The organism is Streptomyces sp. NPDC098789 (assembly GCF_044759975.1).
GTDB lineage: Bacteria > Actinomycetota > Actinomycetes > Streptomycetales > Streptomycetaceae > Streptomyces.
This window is the reverse complement of record NZ_JBIWAJ010000002.1, coordinates 14,170-31,997: the sequence shown is the minus strand read 5'-3', so window position 1 is coordinate 31,997 and position 17,828 is coordinate 14,170. Positions and strand designations below refer to the sequence as shown.

Below are 17,828 nucleotides of genomic sequence, written 5' to 3'. Positions count from 1 at the left end.
CGCCGACCCCTGGATGTGCCGTGCCCCGGTTCAGCGTCATCGTGCCCGCGTACAAGGTCCAGGCCTACCTCCAGGAGGCGCTGGACTCGGTCCTGTGCCAGTCGTACCCGGATCTGGAACTGATCGTGGTGGACGACGCCTCCCCGGACGCCTGCGGTCAGATCATCGACGAGTACGCGGTCCGCGACCCCCGGGTCACCCCGGTGCACCTGGCGCGCAACGTGGGCCTGGGTCCGGCGCGCAACGTGGGCCTGACCCGGGCCACGGGCGACTACCTGATCTTCCTGGACGGCGACGACACCCTGGTCCCGGGCTCCCTGCAGGCCATCGCGGACCGACTGAAGGCGACCGGCTCCCCCGACGTGCTGGTCTACGACTACGCGCGCACCTTCTGGACCGGCGAGACCACCCGCAACCGGCTCGCGCACCGCCTCTGCGAGGACGGCCCGGCCAGCTTCCGGATCGCCGACCGCCCCGCGCTGCTGGGCATGCTGATGGTGGCCTGGAACAAGGCGTACCGGCGCGAGTTCGTGGAGCGCGAGGGCCTCGACTTCCCGCCCGGGTTCTACGAGGACACCCCCTGGACCTACCCGGTGCTGCTGGCCGCCGAGTCCGTCGCCGTCCTGGACCGGGTCTGCGTGCACTACCGCCAGCGCCGCAGCGGCTCGATCCTGAACACCCCCAGCCGGGCCCACCTCGACGTCTTCGACCAGTACGACCGGGTGTTCGCCCACCTCGCCTCCCGCCCCGAACTCGACCGGTGGCGGCCGGTCCTGCACCGGCGGATGGCCGAGCACTTCTGCGCCGTGTACGCCAACCCGCGCCGCCTCCCGCGCGCCGTCCGGCCGGAGTTCTTCCGGCGGGCGGCCGTCTCGCTGCGCCGCTACCGGGTCGCGGTGCGCTCCGACGCGCAGCCGTTGTCCCTGTCGCGCACCGACCGGCTGCGGCACACCCTGATGCGCTTCGGCCTCCGGCGCACCTACGGGCTGCTGTCCGGGCTGCGGGCGTTCGCCGTCCGCCTGGGCCGCAGCGCGCGGGCCGGCCTGCGGGGCCTGCGCGAAGCCGCGCTGCGCTGCCACTACCGGATCCAGCGGCTGCTGCCGCTCCGCCCCGACCTGGCGGTCTTCAGCGCGTACTGGCACGGCGGGTACGCCTGCAACCCGGCCGCGATCGAGGCGAAGCTGCGGGAGCTCGCGCCCGGCACGCGCACGGCCTGGATCTGCGACCCGGCGCACGCCGCGACCCTGCCGAAGGAGACGGCCGCGCTGCGACCCGGCTCGCTGGCCTACTGGACCGCGCTGGCCCGGGCCACGCACCTGGTCACGAACGTGAACTTCGAGCGCGCGCTGGTCAAGCGGCCCGGGCAGGTCCTGCTCCAGACCCAGCACGGCACTCCGCTCAAGCGCGTCGGCCTGGACCTCCAGGACCGCCCGGCGGCGACCCCGACCACCGATTTCGCGGGCCTGCTGCGGGGCGCCGACCAGTGGGACTACCTGCTGTCCGGGAACCGGCACTCCACGCTGGTGTGGGAGAAGGCGCTGCCGTCCTCCTACACGACGCTGGAGTACGGCTACCCGCGCAACGACGTCTTCCACCGGGCCGCGCCGGGCGACGTGTTGGAGCTGCGCGAGCGCCTGGGCATCCCGGCCGGCTCGACCGTGATCCTGTACGCGCCCACGCACCGCGACTACCGGCGCAGCCGTCCCGAACACCTCGACTTCGAGCGGGTGCTGCGCGATCTCGGCCCGCGCTTCACGATCCTGGCGCGCACGCACCTGACGTACGCGGACACCCCGCCGTCCTGGGACCGGCACCCGCGACTGCTGGACGTCACCGGGCACCCGTCGGTGGAGGAGCTCTGCCTGGCGTCGGACGCGCTGGTGACGGACTACTCGTCCCTGATGTTCGACTACGCGGCGCTGGACCGGCCGATCGTGATCCACGCGGACGACTGGGAGGCCTACGAGGCGTCCCGCGGCACGTACTTCGACCTGCGCGCCTTCCCCCCGGGGGCGATCGCCCGGACCGAGGACGAGCTGGTGGACATCTTCGCCACCGGACACTGGCGGGGCTCGCGCTCGGCCCAACTGCGCGCCTCGTTCCGGTCCCGCTTCTGCTCGTACGACGACGGCCACGCAGCGGAACGCGTGGTCCGCCACGTCTTCCTGGGCCAGACCACCCCCCTCCCCCCGGTCACCCCCCTGGAAGACCGCCAACCCACCCCGTCCCTCCCGACCCCCGCCCCCACCTGGCCCTGACCCGGCCCCGCCAATCCAGCCCCGCCATCTCCGCCCGGCACAATCCAGCCCCGCCAATCCAGCCCAGCCAATCCAGCCCCGCCGGCGTTTGAGGCGCCCCCGGAGGGCAAACGCACCCGCAGGGACACACCGCACCGGCCACCCCACCAGGGGGCGACCAGGGGCCCGGGACCGGGCCAGGGCCAGGGCCCAGCAGGACCCGGCAGGACCCGGCAGGGTCAGACCTTGAGCCCCGCCACCACAGAGGCCGCCAACGCATCCAGGTACTCCCGCGAAACCGCATCGCTGACGACCACCACCCGCCAGTACAACGGCCCGATCGCCAGATCGAGCGCCCGCTCCGGATCCGCCCCCTCCGCCAGCTCGCCCCGCGACACCGCTTCCGACACGATCCCCTCGGCGAGCCTCCGCTGCCCGTCCAGCAGCGCCCCCCGCACCGCCGCCGCGATCTCCGGGTTCCGCGCCGCCTCGACCAGCAGGTCGGGGATGACGGCCGAGGCCACCGGGTGCCGCAGGACGTGGGACATGACCTCCAGCAGGGCCCGTACGTCCCCGTACAGCGACCCCGTGGCCGGCACCGGCAGCCCGTCCACCGCGAAGGCGGCCACCAGGTCCAGCACCAGGTGCAGCTTGGACCTCCAGCGCCGGTAGACGGCCGTCTTGCCGACGCCCGCCCGCCGCGCGATCCCCTCGATCGACATCCGCGCGAACCCGACCGCGGCCAGTTCCTCGACCACCGCCGCCCGGATCGCCTCGGTCACGTCCTCGCGCAGCACCGCGGCCCCGGCGGGCGCCCGGCGCCGGGCCGCGGCGGGCGCGGCGGGCGCGGCGACGGGCTCGGGCGGAGCGGCGGCGGCAGGGACGGGCGCGGCAGGGACGGCGGGAGCGGCAGGGTCCGGGGTCATACAGGGAGCATAACCGCGTACGCCGCCCCAGACCCGTCACGACGATACGGTTGCGTTCCGACGCGTCCCGCCCTAACCTCGCCGTAGCGACGATACGGACCCGTCCCATCGCCAGCGACGTCCCGCCCCCGTCGAAAGCGACCTTCGTGACCACCACCCTGGCCAAGTCCCCGGCACCCCAGCCGGACATCGAGGAACTGGCGGCCGCCCACGGCCTGACCCTCAGCGGCGCCCGTCCCTCCCTGCCCTCGTACATCGGCCAGCTCTGGCAGCGGCGCCACTTCGTGATGTCGTACGCGACGGCGCGGATGGCGTCGACGTACAGCACCGCGAAGCTCGGCCAGGTCTGGCACCTGGTCACCCCGCTGCTGAACGCGGCCGTGTACTACTTCATCTTCGGCATCATCATGAAGGCCAGCCACGGCGTCCCGAACTACCTCCCGTTCCTGATCACGGGCGTCTTCGTCTGGGACTTCATCGGCAGCTCCATCAACGCCGGCACCCGCGCCGTCCACAGCAACCTCGGCCTGGTCCGGGCCCTGCACTTCCCCCGCGCGAGCCTGCCCCTCTCCAGCGTGATCCAGCTCTTCCAGCAGCTGCTCGTCACCATGGGCGCCCTGGTCGTCCTGCTGGTCTGCTTCGGCCAGCTGCCCACCTTGAACTGGTTCCTGGTCCTCCCCACGCTCTTCCTGATGGCCGTCTTCTGCGCGGGCTGCGCCATGATCATGGCCCGGCTCGGCAGCAAGAACCCGGACGTCAGCCAGCTGATGCCGTTCGTCCTGCGCACCTGGATGTACTCCTCGGGCGTCATGTGGAGCATCAGCGACATGCTCAAGAAGGACCACCTGCCGCACTGGGTGACCACGGTGCTCCAGACGAACCCGGCCGCCGTCTACATCGACCTGATGCGGTACGCGCTGATCGACAGCACCAAGGTCTCGTCCCTCCCGCACCACGTCTGGCTGATCGCCATCGGCTGGGCCCTCGTCGCCGGCGTCGGCGGCTTCATCTACTTCTGGAAGGCCGAGGAGGAGTACGGACGTGGCTGACACGAAGACGACCGACAGCGCCACCAGCACCACCGCGGGCGCCGTCGCCCCCGCCGACACCCGCGTGCCCACCGTCATCGCGGACGACGTCCACATCACCTACCGGATCGTCGGCACCGGCGCCGGCCGCGGCAGCGCCACCGCCGCGCTCAGCCGGATCTTCAACCGCAAGAAGCCGAAGCCCGGCATCCGCGAGGTGCACGCCGTGCGCGGGGTGTCCTTCATCGCCTACAAGGGCGAGGCCATCGGCCTGATCGGCACCAACGGCTCCGGCAAGTCCACCCTGCTCCAGGCCATCGCGGGCCTGCAGCCGGTGGAGCGCGGCCGGATCTTCTCGCACGGCCAGCCCTCGCTGCTCGGCGTGAACGCCGCCCTGATGAACGACCTGACCGGCGAGCGCAACGTGATCCTCGGCGGCCTGGCCATGGGCATGTCCAAGCAGCAGGTCCAGGACCGCTACCAGGGCATCGTCGACTTCTCCGGGATCAACGAGAAGGGCGACTTCATCTCGCTCCCGATGCGCACCTACTCCTCCGGCATGGGGGCGCGCCTGCGGTTCTCCATCGCCGCCGCCAAGGACCACGACGTCCTGATGATCGACGAGGCCCTCGCCACCGGCGACGCCTCCTTCCAGCGCCGCAGCCAGAAGCGGATCGAGGAGCTGCGCCAGACCGCGGGCACGGTCTTCCTGGTCAGCCACGGCATCGGCACCATCCGCGAGACCTGCGACCGCGTCCTGTGGCTGGAGCACGGCGTGCTGCGGATGGACGGGCCGACGCAGGAGGTCTGCGACGCGTACGAGGAGTTCGGCAAGCAGTAGGGCGGCCGCGCGCGAGCACCACGACGGGGAGGGCCCCGGGACCGGATTCCGGTCCCGGGGCCCTCCCCGTGTTGCTGGGCGCGTTACGAGCGCCCCGCTCCGCTCAGCTGTGCGTCCGCAGGAGCGAGCGCATCGTCCGCATCGCCACCGACAGGTTCGCCAGGTCGAAGGCGTCCGAGCCCTTGATCTCGTCCAGGGTCGTCCGGGCGCGCCCGATGATCGCCGCGTTCTTCTCCTCCCACGCCGTGAAGCGCTCCTCGGGAGTGGAGGAACCGTTGCCGACCGCCAGCACGTCGGCGGTCATCGCCGCGTGCGCGGCGAACAGGTCCTCGCGGATGGAGGCGCGGGCCATGGACTGCCAGCGGTCGGACCGCGGCAAGTCGATGATCCGGTCCATCAGCTGGGTGATGTCCAGGCGGTCGGCGAGGTCGTAGTAGACCTCGGCCACGCCCAGCGGGTCGATGCCGGTGCGGTCCGCGATCGCGACGATGTCGAGCGTCGGGAAGGCCGAGGAGAACCCGGCGACCTTGGCCGCCAGTTCCGCCGGGACGCCCGCCTCGGTCAGCTCGTCCACGATCGAGCCGTACCACTCCAGGTCGGCGCCGCGCACCAGCTTGGGCAGCTCGGACCAGACCTGGGTGACCCGCTCCGAGAAGAAGGCGATGGTCTCGCTGATCTGGAGCGGCTGCGGCCGGTTGTTGAGCAGCCAGCGGGTGCCGCGCTCGACGAGCCGGCGCGAGTGCAGCCGGATCCGGGTCTGCACATCGGCCGCGACCTTGTTGTCCAGCGCCTCGACCGCGTCCCACACCTCGGCCAGGCCGAAGATCTCGCGGGCCGAGAGCTGCGCCCGGACGATCTCCTCCAGGGAGGCTCCGGTCTCCTCGCGGAGCCGGTGCAGGAAGGTCGAGCCACCGCTGTTGACGGTGTCGTTGACCAGGATCGTCGTGATGATCTCGCGGCGCAGCGCGTGCGCCTCGATCTGCTCGGGGAACTTCTCGCGCAGGGCGCCCGGGAAGTACTCGTGCAGCAGGCGGTTCAGGTAGGCGTCGTCCGGCAGCCCGGTGCCGATCAGCTCGTCCGCCACCGTGATCTTGGTGTAGGCGAACAGGACGGCCAGCTCCGGCTGGGTCAGGCCCTTGCCGCTGTTGAGCAGCTCGCGGATCTGCCGGTCGTCGGGCAGGAACTCCAGCTTGCGGTCGAGCCGTCCGTCGCGGCCCAGGCGGCGCATGAAGCGCTGCTGCGCGTGGAGCAGGCTGGGCGCCTGGGCGGCGCCGTTGGCGAGCGCCACGTTCTGCGCGTAGTTGTTGCGCAGCACCAGGTGGCCGACCTCGTCGGTCATCGTGGCGAGGAGCGTGTTGCGCTGCTTGACGGTCATGTCCCCGTCGGAGACGACCGCGTTCAGCAGGATCTTGATGTTCACCTCGTGGTCGGAGGTGTCCACGCCCGCGCTGTTGTCGATGGCGTCGGTGTTGATCTTGCCGCCCTCGCCGCCCGCGCCGAGGCGGGCGAACTCGATCCGGCCCAGCTGGGTCAGACCGAGGTTGCCGCCCTCGCCGATGACCCGGGCGCGCACGTCCTGGCCGTCGACGCGGATGGCGTCGTTCGCCTTGTCGCCGACGTGGGCGTGCGTCTCGGCCGTCGCCTTGACGTACGTACCGATGCCGCCGTTCCACAGCAGGTCGACCGGGGCCTTGAGGACCGCCTGCATCAGCTCGGCCGGGGTCATCTTGGCGGTCCCGGCCTCGATGCCGAGGGCCGCGCGCATCTGCGGGGTGACCGCGATGGCCTTCGCCGTGCGGGGGTGGATGCCGCCGCCCGCGGAGAGCAGCGAGGTGTCGTAGTCGGCCCAGGAGGAGCGCGGCAGGTCGAACAGGCGGCGGCGCTCGGCGTACGAGGTGGCCGCGTCCGGGTTCGGGTCGATGAAGATGTGCCGGTGGTCGAAGGCGGCCACCAGGCGGATGTGCTCGGAGAGCAGCATGCCGTTGCCGAAGACGTCACCGGACATGTCGCCGACGCCGACCGTGGTGAAGTCCTCGGTCTGGGTGTCGTGGCCCAGCTCGCGGAAGTGCCGCTCGACGGACTCCCACGCGCCGCGGGCGGTGATGCCCATGCCCTTGTGGTCGTAGCCGGCGGAGCCGCCCGAGGCGAAGGCGTCGCCGAGCCAGAAGCCGTAGGACTCGGCGACGGCGTTGGCGATGTCGGAGAAGGTCGCGGTGCCCTTGTCGGCGGCGACGACGAGGTAGGTGTCGTCCTCGTCGTGGCGGACCACGTCCTTGGGGGGCACGACCTCGCCGCCGACGAGGTTGTCGGTGATGTCGAGCAGCGCCGAGATGAAGATCTTGTACGAGGCGATGCCCTCGGCGAGCCACGCGTCGCGGTCCACCGACGGGTCGGGCAGGTTCTTGGCGACGAAGCCGCCCTTGGCGCCGACCGGCACGATGACGGTGTTCTTCACCATCTGCGCCTTGACCAGGCCGAGGATCTCCGTACGGAAGTCCTCGCGCCGGTCGGACCAGCGCAGCCCGCCTCGGGCCACCTTGCCGAAGCGCAGGTGGACGCCCTCGACGCGGGGCGAGTAGACCCAGATCTCGTACGCCGGGCGGGGCGCGGGCAGGTCCGGGATGGCCTGCGGGTCGAACTTGACCGACACGTAGGAGTGCGGCTCGCCGGCCTTGGTGACCTGGAAGAAGTTGGTCCGCAGGGTGGCCTTGATGAGCGTCAGGAACGCCCGCAGGATGCGGTCCTCGTCCAGCGAGGCGACCTGGTCCAGGGCGCCTTCCAGCTCCTCCAGCATCGCGTCGATCAGCTCGGTGCCCGCGGCCTGGCGGCTGGGCGACATCCGCGCCTCGAAGAGCGAGACCAGCAGCCGGGTGGTGTGGACGTTGTTGCGGAGGGTGTCCTCCATGTAGTCCTGGCTGAAGGTGGACCCGGCCTGGCGCATGTACTTCGCGTACGCGCGCAGCACGACGGCCTGGCGCCAGGTGAGCCCGGCGCTCAGCACCAGGGTGTTGAAGTTGTCGTTCTCCGCGTCGCCCTGCCAGACCGCGGCGAAGGCGTTCTGGAAGCGCTCGCGGGCGTCGCCGCCGAGGTGCTCGACGGCGCCCGAGGACACGGGCAGCCGCAGGCCGAAGTCGTAGACCCAGGCGTGCGTGCGGTCGGCGCAGCGCAGCTCGTAGGGCCGCTCGTCGGTGACCTCGACGCCGAGCCGCTGCAGGACCGGGAGCACAGCGGACAGGGAGACCTGCTCGCCCTGCCGGTAGATCTTGAAGCGGCGCTCGCCGGGGCCCGCGCCGACCGGCTCGTACAGCGAGAGGTCGAAGTCGCTGGCGCTCGCGCTCAGCCGCTCCAGCCGGACCAGGTCGGCGACGGCGGCGCGCGGCGAGTGGTCGGCCTTGTAGCCCTCGGGGAAGGAGCCGCCGTAGCGGCGCAGCAGCTCGGCCGCGCGCTCCTCGCCGCATTCGGCGGTCAGGGCCTCGGCGAAGCCGTCGGCCCAGGAGCGGGCGGCCTCGACCAGGCGGGCCTCGATGCGCTCGGCGTCGGCGTCGGTGAGCGCGGGCAGCTCGGTGCCCTGCGGGACGCGGATGACGAAGTGGATGCGGGAGAGGATCGACTCGGTGTTCCAGGCGGTGAAGTCGACGCTGGTGCCGCCGAGCTCCTCCTTGAGGATGTCGATCAGCCGCAGCCGGACGCCCGTGGTGTAGCGGTCGCGGGGCAGGTAGACGAGGGCCGAGTAGTAGCGCCCGTACTCGTCCTGGCGCAGGTACAGCCGCAGCCGGCGGCGTTCCTGGAGGTACAGGACGGAGGTGGCGATGGCGCGGAGCTGGTCGACCGGGGTCTGGAACAGCTCGTCGCGCGGGTAGGTCTCCAGGATCTGGAGCAGGTCGCGGCCGTCGTGGCTGCTCGGTGCGAAACCGGCGCCTTCGAGGACCTCGACGACCTTGCGGCGGATCACCGGGACGCGGCGCACGGACTCGGTGTAGGCGGCCGAGGAGAACAGGCCGAGGAAGCGGCGCTCACCGATGACGTTGCCCTCGGCGTCGAACTTCTTGACGCCGACGTAGTCCAGGTAGGAGGGGCGGTGCACGGTGGAGCGGCTGTTGGCCTTGGTCAGCACCAGCAGCTTGTGCTCGCGCGCCTTGGCGCGGGCGTCGGCGGGCAGCCGGTTGAAGGACGGCGAGACCGGGTGGCCGTCGTCCTTGCCGCTGTGGTGCGGGTCGGAGCGCAGGATGCCCAGGCCCGTGCCGGGCACGGCGGCCAGCGCGTCCCCGTCGACCAGGTTGTACTCGCGGTACCCGAGGAAGGTGAAGTTGTCCCCGGCCAGCCAGCGCAGCAGCTCGCGGGCCTCGTCCAGCTCGTGTTCGCGCAGGTCGCTCGCGGTGTGCTCGGCGGGGAGCTCCTCGGCGATGCGGCGGGCGGCGTCCCGCATCTTCTCCCAGTCCTCGACGGCCTCGCGGACGTCGGACAGGACGCGGAGCAGGTCGGCGGTGATCTGGGCGAGGTCCTCGCGGTCGGTCTCGCGGTCGATCTCGACGTGGATCCAGGACTCGACGAGGGAGTCGTGGGGGCGCGCGGTGGCGGGGCCGTGCGCGTCACAGTCGGGACCGAGGATCTCGATCAGCTTGCCGGTGACGTCACGGCGGACGACGACCTGGGGGTGGATCACGACGTGGATGCCGCGGCCCTGGCGGGACAGTTCGTTGGTGACGCTGTCGACGAGGAAGGGCATGTCGTCGGTGACCACCTCGACGACCGAGTGGCTGGAGGTCCAGCCGTTCTCCTCGACCGTGGGGGTGTGGACGCGCACGCGGGCCGTGCCCTGCGGCCGGTTCTCGGCGAGCCGGTAGTGGGAGAGCGCGGCGCCGAAGACGTCGACCGGGTCGCGGTCGGTGAGGTCCTCGGGTGCGGTGTGCAGGTAGTAGCGCTGGAGGTAGGAGAGCATCGTGTCCGGATCCGGACGCCCCCCTTGCTCGGACCCAGTCGGAAGTAGCCCCCCGGCCGGGCTGTTCTCAGCTACCCGGGCCGCCCGTGCGAGCAGCTCGGCCTTTGCTTCGTCCAGCTTGGTCTGCATGTCCTCTGACTCCTGTCGCGCGCCATTGCGTGACGTAGGTGAAGGAAGGAATGACATAGCGCCGCGAGGCGGGATGTCCGTTCGGAATCGACGCTATGCCGTCGTATGAGCCGGCCGGGGCGGAATGGACCATTCTCGGCCAGGGGCCCCGGAGGCGGGGATCAGCGATGGCCCGGGCACGGATGTGCGCCGGGCGCTGGTCGGAGGCTTCAGTGCCCCCGAGGACTATCGCGCTGATCACGGGACAAGGCTATCTCGCCCCACCCCCGACCCGTCATGAGCTGTATGTGTACAAATCCGGGGGTGGAACTTTGACACTCTGGACAGCGACGCGGGCCCCCCACACGTGCGTGGGGCCGTTCCGGGGGATTTAAACGCTGTTATCCGGCCAATTCGCGAGCTGTCCGGACCGCCTCCGCCAGGCTGTCCACGACCGGGACTCCGGCTGATTCCAGACTGCGGCGACTGTGCGAACCGCCGGTGTAGAGCACGGCCAGCGCGCCCACGTGGGCGGCGGCCAGGGCGTCGTCGACGGCGTCCCCGATGAGGACCGTACGGGTGGCGCTCACACCCGTCCCCTCCATGGCGGCCATATGGCGTACGAGATGGCCGGCCTTCGAGGTGTGCGAGGGCCCGACGCGCCCGTCGACGCGCAGGAAGTGGTCGTGGATCCCGTGCCGCCGGACCAGGGGCACGAGCTTGTCGTGGGGCGCGAGGGACAGCAGGGACTGGGTGAGCCCGGCCGTCCGCCAGCCCTCCAACAGCTCGCGCGCGCCCTCGGCGAGCCCCGCGTCCTCGGCCACGGCCCAGTAGTGCCGGTGGAAGGTGTCGTCCATGACCAGCCACTCGTCGTCCGTGGGCAGCCGCCCCATCAGCCGCTCGTAGAACTTCGGCACGGGGACGACGTACAGCTCGCGGTAGCGCTCCAGGGTGATCGGCGCGAAGCCCAGCTCGGCGAAGGAGGCGTTCGTCGCGGCCATCACGGCGTCGATGTCGTGGAGCAGGGTCCCGTTCCAGTCCCACACCAGGTGGGCGCCCGCGCTCGCGGTCACGCCCGCGCCGGTCACGTGAGCAGCCCCGGGATCTCCTGGACCCCGAACCACAGCAGGTCGTGGTCCTCGGCACCGTCCACCGCGGACTGCGCGTCGCCGTCACCGGCGTCGGCCGCGCTCACGGCGGCCGCGGCGGCGCTCACGTCGCCCTCGGCGTCCTCGGCGTCCACGTGCACGGCGGCGGCCACCTTCAGGCGCACCGCGGCGGCCAGGGACACCAGACCGAGGCTCGCCTCGTCCTCGCCGGGGATCGCGGTGGCGGCCTCGTCGTCGACGTCGAGGGCGACGACCACCCGCTTGCGGGGGGCGGCCGGGTCCTCGGCGATCAGGCGCAGGGAGGCGATCGCGGCCCGGTTCAGGGCGGCGTACTCCAGCTCCTCGACGTCGTCCGAGACGTACCACTCGCGCAGGCCGGGCGTGACGGCGTACGCACGCAGCGGAGCGGGGCCCAGCTCGCCCGCCTTGTGCGCCTCGGCGAGCCCGGGGAGGGTCAGGGGGACGTACACGCGCATGGCCGGCTGCTTTCGGTAGTCGGGAACGCCCTCAGGATACGACCGCCGGGCCCGTTCCCGACGGCCGCGTCCGGCCCAGCGCCCGGTCCCCTTTCGTGGTGCCGCCCGCGCCGCCCCCCGCGTCCACGGCGGTACGGGCGCCCGCGCGCCCCGCGGGACCGGGCGGCGGCGCGGCGCCCCTGATAGGCGAACCCGGGCCGCCGCGGGGCCCGGGGCGGGGGGCCGTTGCGGAGGCCGGGCGGGCACCCGTAGAAGGTCACCCGACAAGTTACCGCCCGGTACCACCGGGCCCGGCCTCATCGGGGACGCGCCATGACCAGCACGCGGAGCACCACCCGCCCTGCGGGACGCCACGACCAGCGCCGCCCGCCGAGCCCTCCCCGCGGGGCGCGGACCGGTCCCCACCACTGGTTCGCGGAGCGGCTCCTGGCCGTCCTCAGCGGGCAGCGGCCGGTCCACTGCCTGCTCGGGCACACCGTCGGCCCGGCGTACGAACAGCTGGTCACCCTGACCGCCCCGGCGGGCCCCTTCCCGGGCCTGCTGCGCCCGGTCCTGCGCCAGTGCGGCCGCTTCCACCCCGGCCCGGGCGTGATCGAAGCCTTCGCCCGCATCGCCACCGGCGACCGCATCACCGCCATGGCCTTCCGCCTGGAACAGGGCCCCGACCTCCGCTGGCGCTGCGCCGCAGTAGAAATCACCGGCCCCCGCCCATGAGGGCCCTGCCCCGGCCGACCCCGGCAAGGCCCCTGGCCCGCCGGCACACGGGGCCCGGTGAGGCCCCTACGAGCCCCCAGCGCCCATGCTGGGGCCTTGGGGGCCCGGCCCCGCCAATCCAGCCCCGCCGGCGTTTGAGGCGCCGCCGGAGGCACCCAAGGCCCCACCGGGCACCCAGCAGGCCCAGCCCCACCAATCCAGCCCCGCCGGCGTTTGAGGCGCGGCCCGGAGGCACCCAGGGCCCCACCGGGCCCGCACAACCCCACCGGGCCCCGTCCCGAACCGACCAGGCTCCGCCCGGACCCGCGCCTCAAACGCCGGCGAGGCTGAAATGGGACCCCCGGACCGAGGCGGGAGGGGCACCCCCCAGAGTCAAAGCAGGAAGGGCCCCCGGACCAAGGCAGGAGGCCCCCGGGCCAAGGCCGGAAGGGCGGACCCCAAGGCCGGGAGGGGCAGGGCAACGGGTGCCTCCGGCGGCGAGGCTGAGGCTGAGGGAGCGACCCCCGGGCCACGCTGCGCGGAGAACGCGACCGGGGCCGGACAGCCGCGGCACGCGGTCGTCCGGCCCCGGTCGGGGCCCCCGTGGCTCACACGGGGAGCGGGGTCACTTCTTGCGCCGACGCCCGCCGGACGCCTTCTGCGCCTTGCGCCGCTCCGCCCGGGTCATCCCGTCGCCGGAACCCTCGCCCCCGTCGGCGTCGAAGTCACCCTCGACCACGCCGCCCTCCCCGTCCACCGTGGGAGCGGAGAAGTGCAGCCGGTCGGGCCGCTGCGGCGCGTCCAGACCCTTGGCCCGGATCTCCGGCTTCGCCAGCGACGGACCCGCGTCCTGCACCGGAACCTCCTCGACCTGCTGCTCGACCTGGACCTCCAGGTTGAACAGGTAGCCGACGGACTCTTCCTTGATGCCGTCCTGCATGGCGTTGTACATGTCGAAGCCCTCGCGCTGGTACTCGACCAGCGGGTCCTTCTGGGCCATCGCCCGCAGGCCGATGCCCTCCTGCAGGTAGTCCATCTCGTAGAGGTGCTCGCGCCACTTGCGGTCCAGCACCGACAGCACCACGCGGCGCTCCAGCTCGCGCATGATGTCGGAGCCGAGCTGCGTCTCGCGCGCCTCGTACTGCTCGTGGATGTCGTCCTTGACGGACTCCGCGATGAACTCGGCCGTGATCCCGGCCCGGTCGCCCGCCGCCTCTTCCAGCTCCTCGACCGTCACCTTGATCGGGTAGAGCTGCTTGAAGGCGCCCCACAGGCGCTCCAGGTCCCACTCCTCCGCGAAGCCCTCGACCGTCTCGGCCGTGATGTAGGCGTCGATGGTGTCGTCCATCATGTGACGGACCTGCTCCTGGAGGTCCTCGCCCTCCAGGACGCGGCGGCGCTCGCGGTAGATGACCTCGCGCTGGTTGTTGAGGACCTCGTCGTACTTCAGGACGTTCTTGCGCGTCTCGAAGTTCTGGGTCTCGACCTGCGACTGCGCGGACGCGATCGCGCGGGTCACCATCTTGTTCTCGATCGGCACGTCGTCCGGCACGTTCGCCATCGCCATGACGCGCTCGACCATCTGCGCCTTGAACAGGCGCATCAGGTCATCGCCCAGCGACAGGTAGAAGCGGGACTCGCCCGGGTCGCCCTGACGGCCGGAGCGGCCGCGCAGCTGGTTGTCGATGCGGCGCGACTCGTGCCGCTCGGTGCCCAGGACGTAGAGCCCGCCGAGCTCCTTGACCTCTTCGAACTCGGCCTTGACGGCCGCCTCCGCCTTGGTGAGCGCCGAGGGCAGGGCGTGCGCCCACTCCTCGATGTGCTCCTCCGGGTCCAGGCCCTGCTGGCGCAGCTCGGCCTCGGCGAGGTCGTCCGGGTTGCCGCCGAGCTTGATGTCGGTACCGCGGCCGGCCATGTTCGTGGCGACCGTGACGGCGCCGCGGCGGCCGGCCTGGGCGACGATCGAGGCCTCGCGCTCGTGCTGCTTCGCGTTCAGCACCTCGTGCGGGATTCCGCGCTTGGAGAGCTGCTGCGAGAGGTACTCGGACTTCTCGACCGAGGTGGTGCCGACCAGGATCGGCTGGCCCTTCTCGTGCTTCTCCGCGATGTCGTCGACGACGGCGGCGAACTTGGCGACCTCGGTGCGGTAGATCAGGTCGGCCTGGTCCTTGCGGACCATGTCCCGGTTGGTCGGGATCGGGACGACGCCGAGCTTGTAGATCTGGTGGAACTCGGCGGCCTCGGTCATGGCCGTACCGGTCATGCCCGAGAGCTTCGAGTACAGGCGGAAGAAGTTCTGCAGGGTGATCGTGGCGAGGGTCTGGTTCTCGTCCTTGATGTCCACCCCTTCCTTCGCCTCGATCGCCTGGTGCATGCCCTCGTTGTAGCGGCGACCAGCGAGGATGCGGCCGGTGTGCTCGTCGACGATCATGACTTCGCCGTCGATGACGACGTAGTCCTTGTCGTTCTTGAACAGCTCCTTGGCCTTCAGGGCGTTGTTCAGGTACCCGACGAGCGGGGTGTTCACCGACTCGTAGAGGTTGTCGATGCCGAGCCAGTCCTCGACCTTGGCGACACCGGCCTCGTGGATGGCGACCGTGCGCTTCTTCTCGTCGACCTCGTAGTCGCCGGTCTCCTCGATGCCCTTCAGCGGCTGGCCGGGCTCGCCCTTCTTCAGGCGGGTCACCAGCTTCGCGAAGTCGCCGTACCACTTGGTGGCCTGGTCGGCGGGGCCGGAGATGATCAGCGGCGTACGGGCCTCGTCGACCAGGATCGAGTCGACCTCGTCGACCACGGCGAAGTTGTGGCCGCGCTGGACCAGCTCGTCCTTCGACCACGCCATGTTGTCGCGCAGGTAGTCGAAGCCGAACTCGTTGTTCGTGCCGTAGGTGATGTCCGCGTTGTACTGCTCGCGGCGCTGCGCCGGCGACATGTTCGCCAGGATGCAGCCGACCTCCAGGCCGAGGAACTTGTGGACCCGGCCCATCATCTCGGAGTCGCGCTCGGCGAGGTAGTCGTTCACCGTGATCAGGTGGACGCCCTTGCCGGACATCGCGTTCAGGTACGCGGGCAGGGTGCCGACGAGGGTCTTGCCCTCACCGGTCTTCATCTCGGCCACGTAGCCGAGGTGGAGTGCGGCACCGCCCATGATCTGGACGTCGTAGTGCCGCTGGCCGAGGCTGCGCTTGGCGGCCTCGCGCACCGTCGCGAAGGCCTCGGGCAGCAGGTCGTCCAGGCTCTCGCCGTCCTGGAAGCGCTGCTTGTACTCATCCGTGAGCGCCCGCAACTCGGCGTCGGAGAGGTTGACGAAGTCCTCTTCGATGGAGTTGACCTGGTCCGCGATGCGGTGCAGTTTGCGCAGGATCTTGCCTTCGCCTGCACGCATGAGCTTGTTGAAGACGGACACCGAGGTTTGTCTCCTTGCCGGTCGGGCCTGGGCACTGTTCGTACACGGGCACGGCAGGTGGACCCCACCGCAACGGCCATCGTAAGCGAGGACGTGGTCACGCCGGGAGGTCCGCCGTATCCGCAGGGCGGCTGGCACCCGCAAGGAGAACGGACGAGGAGCACGGAAGGTGCCGGTGTGGGGGGAAAGGTATGGGGGGAAAACTGTTCGCCCGTGCACCGCGGACCGCACAGAATCGCCGGATGGAACCGAGCACGCTGATCACCGAGCGCCTTGTGCTGCGCCCGCACCTGCCCGCCGACGTCGCGGAGGTGCACGCCGCCTGCCAGGACCCCGCCATCCAGCAGTGGATACCGGTGCCCGTGCCCTACGGGGTCAAGGACGCCGAGACCTTCGTGACGGAGGTCGTGCCGCGCGGCTGGCGCGAGGACACCGAGTACAACTTCGCCGTCCGGCTCGGCGCGGACGGCCCGCTCGTCGCCACCCTGGGCGTCCACGCCCGGGGCGCCTTCGCGCACGAGATCGGCTACTGGTCGGTGGCCGAGCACCGCGGCCGCGGCCACATGACCGAAGCCGTCACCGCCGTCACCCGCTGGGCCTTCACCGAGGCGGGCTGCGTGCGCCTGATCTGGCGCGCCGGGATCGCCAATGCCGCCTCCCGCGCCGTGGCCGAGAAGTGCGGCTTCGTGGTCGAGGGCGTGCAGCGCGCGGGCCTGGAGCACCGCGAGACCCTGCGGGACTGCTGGATCGGCGCGCTCCTCCCCTCCGACCTGGGCCTCCCCTCGCGCCTGCCGTACCTCCCCGACCCCGGTCGCGATGCCTGACCGTGGCCCCGCGACCGGCCGGCCGGGCCGCTCTGTCAGTGGCGGCCCCTAGGCTGCGGAGCATGACCTCCGCCACCGTGTCCCTGTCCGCCGCCGAGGCCCGCCGGATCGCCCTGCGCGCGCAGGGGTTCCTCGGCGCCCCCGACCGCCGGGGCGGGGTGCGCGGCGTCCTGCGGCACCTGGGCGCCGTACAGCTGGACACCATCTCGGTGCTGGCCCGCTCGCACGAGCTGATCCCGTACGCGCGCCTGGGCGCGGTGGACCGGTCCGTGGTGGAGGCCGCGTACTGGTCGGGGAACCACGCCTTCGAGTACTGGTCCCACGCGGCCTGCATCCTGCCGATCGAGGAGTGGCCGCACTTCGCCTTCCGCCGCCGGGCGCGCCGGGCCCGGGGCCACCGCTGGCACGTCCTGGCGGAGAAGGAGCGTTCGACGAAGGCGGTCCTGGACCGACTGCGCGCCGACGGCCCGCTCACCTCCACCGAGTTGGGCGGCGCCAAGAACGGCGGCGAGTGGTTCGAATGGTCCGAGAGCAAGATCGCGGTGGAGTGGCTGCTCGACATCGGCGAGGTGGTCTGCACCGAGCGCCGCGGCTGGAAGCGGGTCTACGACCTGCCCGAGCGGGCCGTCCCGGACGCCCTGCTCCACGACGACCTGGACGACACCGAGTGCCTGCGCCGCCTGGTCGCGCTCGCGGGGCGGTCCCTGGGCGTGGGCACCCGCAGCGACATCGCCGACTACCACCGCCTCAAGAACGACCAGTTCGACGCGGTGGTCGCGGACTCCGGACTGGTCCCGGTCACGGTCGAGGGCTGGGACAAGCCCGCCTGGGCCGACCCGGCCGCCCTGGCCACCACCCCCCGCGGGCGCCACCGCACGACGCTGCTCTCGCCCTTCGACTCGCTGATCTGGGAGCGCCCCCGGACGGAGCGGATCTTCGGCTTCACCCACCGGCTGGAGGCCTACGTGCCGAGGCCCCGGCGGATCCACGGGTACTTCGCCATGCCGCTGCTGGCCGGCGGGCTGCTCCAGGGCCGGGTGGACCCGGGCCGCGAGGGCAGGACCCTGGTGGCCCGCCAGCTCTCCCTGACCACCCCCGCCGCGGCCCGCCCGATGGCCGAGGCGCTGCGCGAGGCGGCGTCCTGGGTGGGCTGCGACGAGGTCCGGGTGGACCGGGCGCAGAGCCCCGCGGAGGCGGCCGCCGTCACGGCGGAGCTGGCCGCCCTGTGACCCGGGGCGACC

11 protein-coding genes are annotated in these 17,828 nt (G+C 71.8%); 6 read left to right on the top strand and 5 right to left on the bottom strand.

Features of this window, described 5'->3' with window-relative positions:
- Nucleotides 1–20: 20 nt before the first annotated feature.
- Complete coding sequence (locus ACIQWR_RS04365) at nt 21–2,258, top strand: CDP-glycerol glycerophosphotransferase family protein (protein ID WP_404005078.1); 2,238 nt, start codon at nt 21–23, stop codon at nt 2,256–2,258.
- A 218-nt stretch (nt 2,259–2,476) separates the two neighbouring features.
- Here ACIQWR_RS04365 and ACIQWR_RS04360 read toward each other — a convergent pair whose 3' ends face one another.
- Nucleotides 2,477–3,163: a TetR/AcrR family transcriptional regulator gene (locus ACIQWR_RS04360; RefSeq protein ID WP_404005077.1), complete on the bottom strand. Its 687-nt coding sequence runs from the start codon at nt 3,161–3,163 to the stop codon at nt 2,477–2,479.
- A gap of 146 nt (nt 3,164–3,309) precedes the next feature.
- Between ACIQWR_RS04360 and ACIQWR_RS04355 the strand changes: the two genes are divergently transcribed.
- The gene (locus ACIQWR_RS04355; protein ID WP_404005075.1) at nt 3,310–4,212 is read left to right on the top strand and encodes an ABC transporter permease; all 903 of its coding nucleotides are present in this window, start codon (nt 3,310–3,312) and stop codon (nt 4,210–4,212) included.
- Nucleotides 4,205–5,032, top strand: a complete 828-nt coding sequence (locus ACIQWR_RS04350) for an ABC transporter ATP-binding protein (protein ID WP_404005073.1) — start codon at nt 4,205–4,207, stop codon at nt 5,030–5,032. Before ACIQWR_RS04355 ends, ACIQWR_RS04350 begins: the two co-directional genes overlap by 8 nt.
- A gap of 103 nt (nt 5,033–5,135) precedes the next feature.
- Here ACIQWR_RS04350 and ACIQWR_RS04345 read toward each other — a convergent pair whose 3' ends face one another.
- The 3 genes from ACIQWR_RS04345 to ACIQWR_RS04335 all read right to left on the bottom strand — a co-directional run bounded on the left by ACIQWR_RS04345 (nt 5,136) and on the right by ACIQWR_RS04335 (nt 11,664).
- Nucleotides 5,136–10,100, bottom strand: coding sequence for an NAD-glutamate dehydrogenase (locus ACIQWR_RS04345; RefSeq protein ID WP_404005072.1), 4,965 nt, complete (start codon nt 10,098–10,100; stop codon nt 5,136–5,138).
- A gap of 380 nt (nt 10,101–10,480) precedes the next feature.
- Nucleotides 10,481–11,152, bottom strand: coding sequence for an HAD family hydrolase (locus ACIQWR_RS04340; RefSeq protein ID WP_404005070.1), 672 nt, complete (start codon nt 11,150–11,152; stop codon nt 10,481–10,483).
- 11 nt (nt 11,153–11,163) lie between these two features.
- The gene (locus ACIQWR_RS04335; protein WP_404005068.1) at nt 11,164–11,664 is read right to left on the bottom strand and encodes a DUF6912 family protein; all 501 of its coding nucleotides are present in this window, start codon (nt 11,662–11,664) and stop codon (nt 11,164–11,166) included.
- 312 nt (nt 11,665–11,976) lie between these two features.
- Between ACIQWR_RS04335 and ACIQWR_RS04330 the strand changes: the two genes are divergently transcribed.
- Complete coding sequence (locus ACIQWR_RS04330) at nt 11,977–12,378, top strand: Rv3235 family protein (protein WP_404005067.1); 402 nt, start codon at nt 11,977–11,979, stop codon at nt 12,376–12,378.
- Between the two features lie 604 nt (nt 12,379–12,982).
- Here the strand turns inward: ACIQWR_RS04330 and secA are convergent.
- Nucleotides 12,983–15,763 carry a preprotein translocase subunit SecA gene (gene secA, locus ACIQWR_RS04325; protein ID WP_404005066.1) on the bottom strand — a complete coding sequence of 927 codons (2,781 nt, stop codon included), beginning with the start codon at nt 15,761–15,763 and terminating at the stop codon, nt 12,983–12,985.
- Between the two features lie 242 nt (nt 15,764–16,005).
- On the opposite strand from secA, the gene ACIQWR_RS04320 reads away from it, so the two are divergent.
- Together ACIQWR_RS04320 and ACIQWR_RS04315 are read left to right on the top strand one after the other, a co-directional pair.
- Entirely contained in the window at nt 16,006–16,587 is a 582-nt protein-coding gene (locus tag ACIQWR_RS04320) for a GNAT family N-acetyltransferase (RefSeq protein WP_404005065.1), read from the top strand.
- A gap of 62 nt (nt 16,588–16,649) precedes the next feature.
- Complete coding sequence (locus tag ACIQWR_RS04315) at nt 16,650–17,816, top strand: winged helix-turn-helix domain-containing protein (protein WP_404005063.1); 1,167 nt, start codon at nt 16,650–16,652, stop codon at nt 17,814–17,816.
- The last annotated feature ends 12 nt before the right edge of the window (nt 17,817–17,828 follow it).